General features: G+C 67.8%; 12 protein-coding genes and 2 riboswitches. Of the genes, 2 read left to right on the top strand and 10 right to left on the bottom strand.

Features of this window, described 5'->3' with window-relative positions:
• Positions 1-7 precede the first annotated feature (7 nt).
• From gcvP to ACSFB7_RS05375, 6 genes are all read right to left on the bottom strand, one after another.
• Entirely contained in the window at positions 8-2,917 is a 2,910-nt protein-coding gene (gene gcvP, locus ACSFB7_RS05400; RefSeq protein ID WP_435467767.1) for an aminomethyl-transferring glycine dehydrogenase, read from the bottom strand.
• A gap of 51 nt (positions 2,918-2,968) precedes the next feature.
• A complete protein-coding gene (gene gcvH, locus ACSFB7_RS05395) occupies positions 2,969-3,340 on the bottom strand; it encodes a glycine cleavage system protein GcvH (RefSeq protein ID WP_435467765.1) in 372 nt (123 codons plus the stop codon).
• Positions 3,341-3,403: 63 nt separating this feature from the next.
• Complete coding sequence (gene gcvT, locus ACSFB7_RS05390; RefSeq protein ID WP_435468090.1) at positions 3,404-4,576, bottom strand: glycine cleavage system aminomethyltransferase GcvT; 1,173 nt, start codon at positions 4,574-4,576, stop codon at positions 3,404-3,406.
• Between the two features lie 47 nt (positions 4,577-4,623).
• A riboswitch (glycine riboswitch) is annotated at positions 4,624-4,735 on the bottom strand.
• Between the two features lie 12 nt (positions 4,736-4,747).
• Positions 4,748-4,838: riboswitch (glycine riboswitch) on the bottom strand.
• A 34-nt stretch (positions 4,839-4,872) separates the two neighbouring features.
• Positions 4,873-5,436 carry a hypothetical protein gene (locus ACSFB7_RS05385; RefSeq protein WP_435467763.1) on the bottom strand — a complete coding sequence of 188 codons (564 nt, stop codon included), beginning with the start codon at positions 5,434-5,436 and terminating at the stop codon, positions 4,873-4,875.
• Positions 5,437-5,548: 112 nt separating this feature from the next.
• A complete protein-coding gene (locus ACSFB7_RS05380) occupies positions 5,549-6,064 on the bottom strand; it encodes a L,D-transpeptidase Cds6 family protein (RefSeq protein WP_435467761.1) in 516 nt (171 codons plus the stop codon).
• 87 nt (positions 6,065-6,151) lie between these two features.
• Positions 6,152-7,348, bottom strand: a complete 1,197-nt coding sequence (locus ACSFB7_RS05375; RefSeq protein ID WP_435467759.1) for an MFS transporter — start codon at positions 7,346-7,348, stop codon at positions 6,152-6,154.
• Between the two features lie 97 nt (positions 7,349-7,445).
• On the opposite strand from ACSFB7_RS05375, the gene ACSFB7_RS05370 reads away from it, so the two are divergent.
• A complete protein-coding gene (locus ACSFB7_RS05370) occupies positions 7,446-8,225 on the top strand; it encodes an AraC family transcriptional regulator (RefSeq protein WP_435467757.1) in 780 nt (259 codons plus the stop codon).
• A 12-nt stretch (positions 8,226-8,237) separates the two neighbouring features.
• On the opposite strand, the gene ACSFB7_RS05365 is transcribed toward ACSFB7_RS05370, so the two are convergent.
• From ACSFB7_RS05365 to denD, 4 genes are all read right to left on the bottom strand, one after another.
• Entirely contained in the window at positions 8,238-9,530 is a 1,293-nt protein-coding gene (locus ACSFB7_RS05365; protein WP_435467755.1) for a TRAP transporter large permease, read from the bottom strand.
• A gap of 10 nt (positions 9,531-9,540) precedes the next feature.
• Positions 9,541-10,053: a TRAP transporter small permease gene (locus ACSFB7_RS05360; protein ID WP_435467753.1), complete on the bottom strand. Its 513-nt coding sequence runs from the start codon at positions 10,051-10,053 to the stop codon at positions 9,541-9,543.
• A 90-nt stretch (positions 10,054-10,143) separates the two neighbouring features.
• The gene (locus tag ACSFB7_RS05355; protein WP_435467752.1) at positions 10,144-11,118 is read right to left on the bottom strand and encodes a TRAP transporter substrate-binding protein; all 975 of its coding nucleotides are present in this window, start codon (positions 11,116-11,118) and stop codon (positions 10,144-10,146) included.
• A 45-nt stretch (positions 11,119-11,163) separates the two neighbouring features.
• Complete coding sequence (gene denD, locus ACSFB7_RS05350) at positions 11,164-12,183, bottom strand: D-erythronate dehydrogenase (protein WP_435467750.1); 1,020 nt, start codon at positions 12,181-12,183, stop codon at positions 11,164-11,166.
• Positions 12,184-12,350: 167 nt separating this feature from the next.
• Between denD and ACSFB7_RS05345 the strand changes: the two genes are divergently transcribed.
• Positions 12,351-13,220, top strand: coding sequence for an NHL repeat-containing protein (locus ACSFB7_RS05345; RefSeq protein ID WP_435467748.1), 870 nt, complete (start codon positions 12,351-12,353; stop codon positions 13,218-13,220).
• The last annotated feature ends 51 nt before the right edge of the window (positions 13,221-13,271 follow it).

Raw genomic sequence — 13,271 nt, 5'->3', positions numbered from 1 at the left:
GCCGGCGTCAGGCTTCTTCGGTTTCCTTGTAGTCGCCCACCGGCACGCAACTGCAGAACAGGTTGCGGTCGCCATACACGTTGTCGACGCGGCCGATCGGCGGCCAGTACTTGGCCAGCTTGAGTTCGGCCAGCGGGAACGCGCCGAGTTCGCGCGAGTACGGATGCGACCACTCGGTGCCGAGCAGGCTGGCCGCGGTGTGCGGCGCATGCTTGAGCGGGTTGTCTTCCTTCGGCCACACGCCTTCTTCGATGCGGCGGATCTCGCCGCGAATGGCGATCATCGCGTCGATGAAGCGGTCGAGTTCGGCCAGCGGCTCGCTCTCGGTCGGCTCGACCATCAGCGTACCGGGCACGGGGAAGCTCAGTGTGGGCGCGTGGAAGCCGTAGTCGATCAGGCGCTTGGCCACGTCTTCGGCGGTCACGCCGCTGGTGTCTTTGAGCGGGCGCAGGTCCAGGATGCACTCGTGCGCAACATGGCCGTTGGGGCTCGCGTACAGCGTGGGGTAGTGGTCCTTCAGGCGCGCGCTGATGTAGTTGGCGCTCAGGATGGCGGTTTCGGTCGCGGCCTGCAGGCCCTTGGCGCCCATCATGCGGCAGTACATCCAGCTGATCGGCAGCACGGCCGCGTTGCCCAGCGGTGCGGCAGACACGGCGCCCACGCCGTGCGATGCCACGCCGGCCGTTGCATGGCCCGGCAGGTAGGGCACGAGGTCTTCGACCACGCACACCGGGCCGACGCCGGGGCCGCCACCGCCGTGCGGAATGCAGAAGGTCTTGTGCAGGTTCAGGTGGCTCACGTCGCCGCCGAACTCGCCTGGCGCGGCCACGCCGACCAGCGCGTTCATGTTGGCGCCATCGACGTACACGCGGCCGCCGTGTTCATGCACCAGCTCGCACAGCTCTTTCACGCGGGTCTCGAACACGCCGTGCGTGCTCGGGTAGGTGATCATCACGGCCGCCAGGTGGGCGCTGTGCTTTTCGCAGGCACGCTTCAGGTCGTCCATGTCGACGTTGCCCTGCGCATCGCAGGCCGTCACCACCACCTGCAGGCCCACCATCTGCGCGCTCGCGGGGTTGGTGCCGTGGGCCGACGACGGAATCAGGCAGATATTGCGATGGCCCTGGCCCTTGGCTTCGTGGAAGGAGCGGATGGCCAGCAGGCCGGCGTACTCGCCTTGCGAACCGGCGTTGGGCTGCAGGCTGATGCCCGCATAGCCGGTTGCCTCGCACAGCCAGGCGCGCAGTTGCGCATCGAGCTGCGCATAGCCCTGGAGCTGGTCGGCCGGCGCGAACGGGTGGATGTTCGCGAACTCGGGCCAGGTGATCGGAATCATCTCGCTGGTCGCGTTGAGCTTCATCGTGCAGCTGCCCAGCGGGATCATGCTGCGGTCGAGCGCGAGGTCCTTGTCGGACAGGCTGCGGATGTAGCGCAGCATCGCGGTTTCGCTCTTGTGCGTGTTGAACACCGGGTGCGTGAGAAACGCGCTGGTGCGGCGCAGGTCTTCGGGGATCAGCGGCGTGGCGTTGCCGGCGAGGTCGTCGAAGCGCGGCATCGGCGTGCCGACTGGAACGAACAGCGCCCACAGTGTTTCGACGTCGGCGCGCGTGCTGGTCTCGTCGAGCGAAATGCCCAGGTGCTGCTGCAGGCGCTGGCGCAGGTTGACGCCGGCGGCGTAGGCGCGTTCGATGATCTTCGGCGTGTCGTCGCCGGTGCGGATCGTCAGCGAGTCGAAGGCGGTGCTGTTGACCGGCTCGCGGCCCATTTGCACGAGGCCTTGCGCCAGGATGGCGGTGAGCGCGGCCACGCGCTGCGCGATGCGCGTCAGGCCATCGGGCCCGTGGTACACGGCGTACATGCTGGCGACGACGGCCGGCAGCACCTGCGCGGTACAGATGTTGGACGTGGCTTTTTCGCGGCGGATGTGCTGCTCCCGCGTTTGCAGTGCCAGGCGATAGGCGGGTTGGCCGTGCGTGTCGACACTCACGCCGACGAGGCGGCCCGGCAGCGAGCGCTTGAACGAATCGCGGCAGGCCAGGTAGGCGGCGTGCGGGCCACCGTTGCACAGCGGCATGCCGAAGCGCTGCGTGGTGCCGCAGACGATGTCGGCGTCCCATTCACCCGGAGGCGCGAGCAAGGTCAGCGCCAGCAGGTCGGCCGCGACGATGAAGGCGGCGTCGCACTGGTGCGCATGGCCCGCGAGCGGGCGCAGGTCGTGCACATGGCCGGTGGTGGCGGGGTACTGCGCGAGCACGCCGAAGAAGGCGCCGCTCACCATCAGGTGCGGCAGCGTTTCCGACACGGTGCTGACCTTGACCTCGATGCCCAGCGGCGCGGCGCGCGTCTTGATGACTTCGATGGTCTGCGGATGGCAGTCGCCCGACACCAGGAAGACGTTGCTTTTGCTCTTCACGCTGCGCTTGGCCAGCGTCATCGCCTCGGCGGCGGCCGTGGCTTCGTCGAGCATCGATGCGTTGGCGATGGCCATGCCCGTGAGGTCGCATACCATCGTCTGGAAGTTGAGCAGGGCTTCCATGCGGCCCTGCGAAATCTCGGCCTGGTAGGGCGTGTAGGCGGTGTACCAGGCGGGGTTTTCAAGCACGTTGCGCAGGATCACGCCGGGCGTGTGCGTGCCGTAGTAGCCCTGGCCGATGAAGCTCTTGAACACCTTGTTCTTCGACGCCAGCGCCTTCAGTTCGGCCAGCGCATCGGCTTCGGTCACCGGTGCGGGCAGGCGCATCGGCCGTGCGCGGCGGATGGCCGCGGGCACGATGCCGTCGATGAGTTCCGCGCGCGTTTCCGAGCCGATCACCGGCAGCATGCGCGCCTCGTCCGCTGCATCGATACCGATGTGGCGGGCGAGGAATTCTTCGGCGTTCTCTAGTTCTTGCAAAGAGGGAAGGGCGGGAATCGGCATGGCGGTGAAGGCTTGGGGAGAAGAAGGAAGGTGGCTGAAGAACTCAGCGGATCAGGATTCGGCGGCGAACTTGTCGTAAGTGGCGGCGTCGAGCAGCGCGTCGAGCTGCGCGGGCTCGCTCAGCTTGACCTTGAAGAACCAGCCGCTGGCCAGCGGGTCGCTGTTGGCCAGCGACGGGTCGGCGCGCAGCGCTTCGTTGACTTCGATGATCTCGCCCGACACGGGCATGAACACGTCGGCGGCGGCTTTCACCGATTCGACGACGCCGGCAACTTCGCCTTGCGCGAAGGTCTTGCCGACTTCAGGCAGGTCGACGAACACCACGTCGCCCAGCGCATCCTGCGCGTGCACGGTGATGCCGACGGTGACGGCACCGCCCTCGGTCGACACCCATTCGTGGTCCTTGGTGTACTTGATGCTCATGAGAAAACTCCTCGTGGAAAAAATGATGATCGGGGTGCAGAGCCTAGCCGGGTCTGCCGTTGCTCAGCCGCGGTAGTAGCGGGTGGGCACGAAAGGCATGGTCGAGACTTCCATCGGCACGGGCTTGCCGCGCACGATGGCCTGCACGCGCGTGCCGGGTTCGGCGAAGGCGGTGGCCACATAGCCCATGGCGATGCAGCGGTCGGCCGTCGGGCCGAGCAGGCCGCTGGTGACGACGCCGATGTCCTGGCCCTCGAAGGACTGCAGCAGCGTACCGTCGCGCACCGGGATGCGTTCGAGGGCGACAAGGCCGACGCGCTTGCGCTTGAGCGTGTCGTGGTCGGTGTGGCCGGCGGCGCCAGCGGTGGCGGCGGCGAGCTGCGCCAGGATCTTTGCCGCGCCCGGAAAGCCGCCTTCGCGCGCACCGCCCGCGCGGCGCACCTTCTGCATCGCCCAGTTCAGCGAGGCCTCGACCGGCGTGGTGGTGGTGTCGATGTCGTTGCCGTACAGGCACAGGCCGGCTTCGAGCCGCAGCGAATTGCGTGCGCCCAGGCCGATGGGTTTCACTTCGGGCTGGGCCAGCAGCAGGCGGGCGAGGGCGTCGGCGTCCTTGGCGGCCACCGAGATCTCGAAGCCGTCTTCGCCGGTGTAGCCGCTGCGGGTGACGAAGGCGGCAATGCCGCCGATCTGCACCGCGCCGCCGGTCATGAACACGAAGCGCTCGATGCCGGGCGACAGCCGCGCCAGCGTGGCGGCGGCCTGCGGGCCCTGCAGCGCGAGCAGGGCGTGGTCGGGCAGCGGTTGAACCTCGCAGCGCGCGCCGATCCGGCGCTGGATGTGGGCGATGTCATCGACCTTGCAGGCGCCGTTCACGATCACGAAGATCGAGCCGTTGCCTTCGTTGAAGAACATCAGGTCGTCGAGGATGCCGCCGTCGTCGTTCAGCAGCAGGCCGTAGCGCTGCTTGCCGGCGGGCAGGTCGATCACGTCGACGGGCATCAGGGTCTCGAAGGCGGCGGCCGCGTCGGGCCCGACCAGCCGCAACTGGCCCATGTGCGAGATGTCGAACAGGCCGGCCGCATCGCGCGTGTGCTTGTGCTCGGCCATCAGGCCGGCGGGGTATTGCACCGGCATCGAGTAGCCGGCAAACGGAACCATGCGGGCGCCAAGCTCCACGTGCAGGTCGTAGAGCGGCGTCTTGAGAAGTGGGGCGGCGGAAGCGGAGGAAGTCACCAGGAGGCACTCCAAAGGGGCAGTCGAAATCCATGGCTGCAACGCCACGGGCTACCCCTGCTGTCCTCTTTACCTGAGAGATTCGCCCCACGATCGGGGTTTGCTCCTTCGGTGGGCCGGTGCAATGCATGCATGCAATGGCCTCTCTCCAGCAAGGAAACGCCGGTTTGCACCGGCGCCTTGTCAGTCCTTTTGCCTGAGCGTTCGGGAAACCCCTGCGCCTTCGGCGGCCCCGTCGCGCGGGGCTCTCTCCTGACCCGGGCGAGTGTAGTGGATCGCGCGGGCCGCGGCTTCGGGCTTCAGTGCACGACCTCGGCCGGAGGCAACAGTTTGTCGATGCGCTCGCGCAGCGATTCGGCCCGTTCCGCCCCGGCGCTTTTCTCGATTTCGCTGAGCATCAGCGCGGCGATGGTCAGCATGGCCTCGCGGTCGCGGGCTTCGCGCAGGGCGTCGCGCATCTGCAGCGCGAACTTGGGGTCGCGCCGCACGAACATGCGCTCGCAGATGTCGAACAAAAACATGCGCGTGGTCGCCAGCGAACGCTTGCCGTCGAAGGTGTCGGTGGAGGTCGCGATGTGGATCGGCTCGGCGGCGGGCAGCGGCGCGGGTTGCGCGGCCGCTGCAGCCTGTGCCGCCGCTTGCGCGGCGGCCATGGCGGCGGCTTGCGGGTCTTCCAGATAGCCCCGCTGCACCAGGGCATGGATCGCCTGCTCGGCTTCGCCCCGGTTCGTGAACAGCGGGCTGAAGTCGGTCAGCGAGCGCCGACCGTCGGCCATCAGCAGCAGCGCGCGCTCACGCTGGCTGAGCGTGCGCTGGCCGCCCTGGAGTTCGTCGCGCGCCTTGTCGGTCTTGGTGGGAAACATGGCAGCCACAGCTTTCGGAGATCGAGGGCTGCAGCATCGTGGCTGGCGGTGACATCTTCATGAACCTGTTTCACTTACAGGGACAAATCGCCAACAGGCCTCTGGGCGCAGGTCAGGCGCCGATGCTTTCCTTGCGGATCAGCCACTGGTTGCCCACGCGTTGCAACTCCAGCGTCTTGCGGTCGGTGTGGTTCAGCTTGTCGGCGCGGTAGACCTGCTTGAAGCGGGCGCTGGCGGTCTGGCCGCTGACGCTGATCACCAGGTCGTCGATGGTCACGCTGATCTTCGACTTGCCCGTGATGCGGGTGCGGCGCTCGGCCTCCCAGCGCTTGCGGTCCTGGTTGCGGGCCGGCGTGAAGTCCGGCGCATAGGCGGCAAGGTAGCGGTCCACGTCGCGGGCGGACCAGGCGGCGGCCCAGGCACGCACGGCGGTTTCCACTTCGGCGATGCCGGCATTGGGTGCCGCCGCAGGTGCTGCGGCTGGCGCCGGTGCGGGCGGCGGTGCCGGTGTGGCTGCCGCAGGCGTTGCCGGTGCGGCCGGCGGCGTGGTGGTCGCTGCCGGCGTGGCGGCAAAGGCCGCCGTGGACAGCAGGCCCCCGGCAAGAAGACAGGTGACGAATCGATTCATGGCGCGGTTCCCTCTTTGTCAGTTATCAGCGTTGAAAGCGACGCCGATTCTGGCAGCGAACCCGCCCCGGACCGAATCGACGCCCGTTCAGGCGGTCGCGGCCCCTTCGAGGTCGGCCGGCGCGATCACCGGTGGCCGGTTGCGCAGCCGCAAGGCCAGCACCGTCGCGACGCACAGCACGCAGAGCACTGCCGTCAGCGTGACACCCAGGCCGCGCGCATCCGACAGCATGCCGAACAGCGGCGACACCAGCCCGCCCACCGACAGCGCCAGCCCGAGCGTGATGCCGCTGGCCGTGGCCGGGTTGCGCGGCAGGTAGTCCTGCGCCAGCGTGACCTGTGCCGCGAACGGCAGGAACATCGCCAGGCCGAGCAGCGCGGTGCAGACCAGCGCCCAGCCGGCCGTCGGCGCGAGCACCAGGCATGCAAGGGCCGGCAATGCCAGCAGGTAGCCGCTGCGGATGGTGCCCATGCGCCCGAGCCGGTCGCCGAGCCAGCCGCCGAGCAGCACGCCCACCGCGCCCGCGGCGGTGAAGCAGGTGAGTGCCGCTGCGCCCTGGAAGGAGGTGCCATGCAGGTCACGCGTGATGCGCAGCGAGAGCATCGACAGCACCGTCACATAGGGAATCGACCAGCCCACGATGGTCGCCACCAGCAGGCTGAAGGCGCGCCAGTCGTTGTGGGGCTTCAGCAGCTCGCTGCCGGCCTGCTTGCGGGCCAATGCCGCCGCTGCTGCTGCGCCCGCGCCGCGCCGCGCATTGGCCACGACCCACACCACGCCCATCGCCACCGCCGGCACGCCCAGCAGGTAGCTGCGCGACAGGCCACCGCCGCCGACCACCGTGGCCGCCAGCAAGGGTGCGAACGAGGCGCCGATGGTGCCGCCCACCGAGAACACGCTCATCGCCTTTTGCGACGCACCACCGGCCGCACGCGCCGCCACCGTTGCGGGTGGGTGGTAGGCCGCAATGCCCAGCCCGCACAGCGCAATCGCGATCCAGGTCAGCAGGTAGCTCTGGCTGACGCCCGCCAGCACCACGCCCAGTGCCGCCACCAGAAAGCCCGTCGGCACCAGCCAGCTGCGCGGATGGCGGTCGGCGTACAGGCCGAACAGCGGCTGCACCACGCTCGACAGCCCGGTGGCCGCCAGCATCAGCCCGCTGACGGCCGTGTAGCTGTAGCCGCGCTCCAGCACCATGAAGGGCAGCAGGGCGGGCACGAGGCCCTGGTAGAGGTCATTGACGGCATGGGTGCCGGTGAGCAGCCCGAGTCGGCGCTTGTTCATTCGATCGCTTCCTTGATGATGAATTCCTGAGAGGAAGGGCATCGTAGGAAGCCGTGCGAAGATGTTCTCGCTACGAATCAACAAGCATCGTCGAGAAATGGACAAACTGAATCTGCGCCCGGAACACGGTGAGTCGACCCCGCGCGCGGTCGCGGTGCTGGCGACCGACCCCGACGGCGACGCCTTCATTCCGCCGCACACGCACCGGCGCGGCCAACTCATTCATGCGATCTCGGGCGTGATGATCGTCGGCGCCGTGGCCGGCAGCTGGGTGGTGCCGCCCGGCCGTGGCGTCTGGGTGCCGCCGGGCATGGAGCACCAGATCCGCATGGCGGGCGAGGTGAAGATGCGCACGGTTTTCGTGGAACCCGGCACGCGGGCCGACATGGGGCGCGAGTGCCGCGTGATCCGCGTGGGCGCACTGCTCCGGCAACTGATCGTCGCGGCCGTGTCGCTGCCGCTGGACTACGCGCCGGGCAGCCGCGACGAGCGCGTGATGGAGCTGATCCTCGACGAGATCGAGGCGGCACCCGTGCTGTCTCTGCATGTGCCGATGCCGCGCCACGCCCGGCTGGCGCTGCTGTGCGAAGAACTGGTGCGCGACCCGTCACTGCCCGCGACGCTCGACGACTGGGCGCTGCGGCTGCACATGAACACCCGCACGCTCGCGCGCCTGTTCCAGCGCGAGACCGGCATGAACTTCGGCGCGTGGTGCCGGCAGGCGCGGCTGCTGCTGAGCCTGCCGCAACTGGCGGCTGGCGCGTCGATTCTTGAGGTGGCGCTGGCGCACGGCTACGAGAGCCCGAGCGCCTTCACCGCGATGTTCCGGCGCACGCTCGGTGTGCCGCCGAGCCTCTATCTCCACCAGGACGAATGAGCGGCGGCGCCGCTACTTGAACCCGAGCGCGTGCGGCAGCCAGGTGCTGAGCGCCGGCACGAAGGTCAGGATGACCAGCACCGCGCCGTGCGCCCACAGGAAGGGCACCAGCTCCTTCACCAGCGCCGACATCGGCACCTTCGACACGTTGCAGGTCACGAACAGCAGCCCGCCCACCGGCGGCGTGATCATGCCGAGCGTGAGGTTGAAGATCACGATCATCGCGAAGTGCACCGGGTCGACGCCCAGCTTCATGGCCACCGGCGCAAGGATCGGCGCCAGCACCATCACGCCCGGCAGCGGCTCGATGAAGATGCCGAACAGCAGCAGGAACACGTTGACGATGATCAGGAACATCCACGGCGAGAGGTTCATGCCGATCAGCCATTCGGCCATCTGCTGCGGAATGCCTTCGATGGTGAGAATCCACGCGAACGAGGCCGACAGGCCGATGATGATCAGCACCGAGGCCGACAGCAAAGCCGAGCGCGAAAGAATGTCGGGCAGCGCCTTCCATTCGAGCGTGCGGTAGACGAACTTGCCGCACACCAGCGCATAGAACACCGCCACCACCGAGGCTTCGGTCGGCGTGAACCAGCCGGCGCGCATGCCACCCAGGATGACCACTGGCAGCAAGATGGCGGGAATCGCCTTCCACGTCGTGCGCAGGATCTCGCGCAGCGGCGGCGTTTGCCCGTCGCCCTTGTAGTTGCGCTTCTTCGACACATAGAAGTTGACCGCGCACATCGCCACCGCGATCAGGATGCCCGGCAGGATGCCGGCCGCGAACAGCGTGCCGACCGAGACCGTCTCGTCCTGCAGCGCATAGATGATCATGATGATCGAGGGCGGAATGATCGGCCCCACGATTGCGGTCGAGGCCGTCAGCGCCGCCGCGTACGAGCGGTCGTAGCCGGCCTTGTCCATCATCTTGATGAGCATCGAGCCCGGCCCCGCCGCATCGGCCAGCGCCGAGCCCGAGATGCCCGAGAAGAAGGTCAGCGACACCACGTTGGTGTAGCCCATGCCGCCGCGCCGGTGCCCGACGAACTGGCCGGCAAAGCGCAGCAGCACCTCGGTGAGCGAGCCGCCGCTCATCAGCTCGGCCGCGAGGATGAAGAAGGGCACCGCCATCAGCGGAAAGCTGTCGATGCCGGTGAAGGTTTCCTTCAGCAGCACGAGCAGCGGGTAGTTCTCCGCCAGGATCAGCGTGGCGGCCGTGGACAGGCCGAGCGCAAAGGCCACCGGCACGCCGATGGCCAGGAACACGCAGGCGGAAACGATCAGGACAATGCTGGCATCCATGGTCGTGTCCTTACAGCGACGCCGAGGCGTTGGCGTCGAAGTGCGCGTCCGACGCGAACTCGCGCCGCAGCACGTAGCCGCGCACCACCAGCAGCCAGTGCACGATCAGCAGCACGCCGCCGATCATCATGGCGCTGTAGATGTAGGCAAAGGGAATCTGTGTCACGGCCGTGAGCTGGAACATGGTGCGCTGCATGTACAGCCAGCCATACCAGACCATGAAGCCGAAGAACGCGAACAGCAGCGCGGCGACGAAGGCGCGCACCGCGATGGCGCCCGCGCGCGGCAGCGCGTCCTGCAGGTTCTCGACCGCGATGTGGCCGCCGTAGCGCAGCACCGGCCCGGCGCCCAGGAAGGTGAGCCAGATCATCATGTGGCGCGACACCTCCTCGGCCCATTCGAGCGACTGGTTCGTGAGGTAGCGCAGGGCGACGTTGGTGAAGATGATGACCGACATGGCGGCCAGCAGCAGGATCAGCGCCCAGCGGTTGGCGGCAAGGAAATAGCGCTCGAAAGCTTGCACGGGGGTGTTCTCGGTTCGGTCGGAAAAACGAAGCGCCCGGCGCACTGAAGCGGGCCGGGCGCGGGAGCGGAAAGTCGGTGGCGCGGTGGCTTACCTGACGTCCGAGATCTTCTTGATGTTGTCCGCGCCGAACTCCTTGGCGTAGCCCACGTAGGCCGGCTTGAGTGCGTCGCGGAAGGCGGCGCCGTCGACGGTGCGCGTGACCTTCATGCCGTCTTTTTCGAGCTGGGCAATGCCGTTGTTCTCGTCGTCGTTGACCTTCTTGCGCTGGGCAACGGAGGCCTTTTTCGCGGCGTCGGTGAACACCTTCTTGTCGGCATCCGAGAGCTTGTTCCAGACCTTGGGCGAGAGCAGCAGCAGCGCCGGCGAATACACATGGCCCGTGAGCGACAGGTGCTTTTGCACCTGCGAGAACTTCGAGGCCAGGATCACCGGGATCGGGTTTTCCTGGCCGTCGACCGTGCCCTGCTGCAGCGCGCCGAACAGCTCGGGGAAGGCCATGGGCGTCGGCAGGATGCCGAAGGTGCGGTAGCCGTCCATGTGCACCTTGTTTTCCATCGTGCGCATCTTCAGGCCGGCCGCATCGGCGGGCTTGACGATGTCGCGCTTGCTGTTCGTCATGTGGCGAAAGCCGTTCTCGGTCCAGGCCAGCGCGATGATGCCCTTGCTCGGGAACTTGGTCAGGATGTCCTGGCCGATGGGGCCGTCCATCACCTTGCGCGCGTGCTCGTAGTCGCGAAACAGGAAGGGGATGTCGACGATCTTGACCTCGGGCACGAAGTTGCCCACCGGGCCGGTCGAGGTGTTCAGCAGGTCTTGCGTGCCGAACTGGATCGCCTCGATCTGCTCGCGCTCGCCGCCCAGCGCCGAGTTGGCGAAGTGCTGGCACTTGAAGCGGCCCTGGGTGCCCTTTTCGATCTCTTCGCAGAACACCGTGGAGCCGACGCCGTAGTGCGACTCCTTGGAGGTCGCGTAGCCGATCTTCAGGACGGTCGGTTGCTGGGCAAAGGCAGAAGTGCCCAGGGCGAGCGAAAGGCAGGCGGCGGCGATGTGGCCGAGTTTCATGGTGTCTCCGGGATTTGTAGTCAGGTGCGCGTCAGGCGCACTGGACTATGCCGCAATCGCAAGCTTCACCGCGTCGGGATTTTCACGGACGTAGGCGCGAATCACCGCCTCGAAGTTTTCGTCGGACGTGAGCCCCAGCGCTCTCGCGCGGACAGTCTCGATGTGCCCCGGCCATGTCTTCACGATGCGCTGGATGGCCGGGTCGGGCGTGCGGTCGAGCAGGGCGGTGGCCGTTTTGCCGGCCACGCGCTCGAGCGCCGCCGCCATCTCGCCGACCGTGGTGGCGAGCGAGGGCAGGTTCAGCGCGGTGCGCGGGCCCCATTGCGCATCGCTGGCCTCGGCCGCGCGCAGGATGCCTTCGATGGTGCGCGCCGGCGAGGCGATGGCCACCGGTGTTTCGTCGGGCACGGGGCAGGCCGCGCGCAGTCCGGCCAGCGGCTCGCGGATCATTCCGCTGAAGAAGCCCGAGGCCGCGCCATTGGGCTTGCCCGGCCGCACGCTCACCGTCATCAAGCGCACGCTGCGCCCGCGCACGAAGCCCTTGCGCGTGAAATCGGCCACGAGCTGTTCACCAATGAACTTCTGGATGCCGTAGCTGGTCTGCGGTGTCGGCAGCGTGTGGTCTTCGATCACCTTCGGCAGCGGCTGCTCGGGCGAGTCGCCGAACACGGCGAGCGAACTGGCGAACACCAGCACCGGCTTCGTGCCGAGCGTGCGCAGCTTTTCGAGCAATGCGTGCGTGGCGGCGAAGTTGCTGCGCATGCCGAGGTCGAAGTCGGCCTCGCATTCGCCGCTCACGGCGGCGGCCAGATGGAAGATGGCATGGGCTTCGCGCCAGGCCGTGGCGTCGGCATCGGCGGCGAGCTGCGCATTGAGGTCGCCGGTGATGGCGGTGACGCGCGCATCGGCCGCCAGGTCGGGCGGTGGCGGCGCACGGTCCACGAGCGTGATGCGTTCGATGGCTTTGGCGGGCGCGCCCGCAAGGGAAAGCCGGCCCTGTTCGAGCAGGGTGCGGGCCAGGCGTGCGCCGAGGAAGCCGGCGCCGCCGGTGATGACGATGTGCATGCGGTTTGTCTCCTGTGAACGGCGAGGATAAGTGCGCTCGCCGGATTCGTGCTGCGTGAAGAAAAACTGCCCTCGCGCCACAAGAAAAACTGTTTGGACGGCAGGCCGCCGTCTCATTAGTCTCGGACCATCGCAACCCGCTTGCCCGCGCACCGCGCAACCCCGCCATGAACCATGCCGTTGAAGAACCCGTCTTTTTCATGACCGACGGAAAGTCGAACTACCGCATGGTGCGGCCCTGGCAGAAGCCGTCGCCGCGCGGCGCGGTCGGCGTCATCAGCCAGCTTGCGCTCGACAGCCGGGGCCGCGTGTTCGTGCTTCAGCGCACGGCGCCGCAGTTGCTGATCTACCGCGCCGATGGCCAGCTCGACGAGGTGTACGAGAACCCGCGGCTGACGAGCGGCCACGGCCTGTTCATCGATGCGGCGGACAACGTCTACCTGGTGTCGTACGACGCGCACCAGGTGCTGGCGCTCGATGCGTCGCTGAAGCCGCGCTTCGAGCTGGGCGGCTTCAACACGCCGCGCTGGGGCGCGCCCTTCAATCACCCGACCGATGTGGCGGTGGCACCCGATGGCGAGATCTACGTGAGCGACGGCTACGGCAACGCCTGCGTGCATCGCTTTTCGGCGGGCGGCGAGCACATCGGCACATGGGGCGGCGTGGGGCAGGGGCCGGGCGAGTTCTCCACGCCGCATGGCGTCTGGGTGCTGGCCGACGACCGCGTGGCCGTGTGCGACCGCGACAACGACAGGGTCCAGCTCTTCGACCGCGAGGGGCGCTACCTCGCGCAATGGACCGGCCTGTTGCGCCCGATGGACATCTGGTCCGACGGCAGTGACGTGTTCGTGACCGAGCAGGCGCCGCGCGTGACCCGTCTCGACATGTCGGGTGCGGTGCGTGGCCGCTTTCGCAGCTTCGGCGTGTACGGCCACGGCCTGTGGGGCGCGGCCGACGGCAGCCTCTTCGTTGCCGAGCAGGGGCATGGCCTGCACTGCGTGACGAAGTACGAGCGCATCGGGCCGGCGCTGGCCTGACGACGAGGCAAAGGGCGGTGTGGCATGCTCGATGCCGGTCACGCCCGTGGC

Origin of the sequence: Variovorax raffinosi (assembly GCF_051216615.1) — a bacterium.
Classification (GTDB): domain Bacteria; phylum Pseudomonadota; class Gammaproteobacteria; order Burkholderiales; family Burkholderiaceae_C; genus Variovorax.
This window is presented reverse-complemented; position numbering and strand designations above follow the sequence as displayed.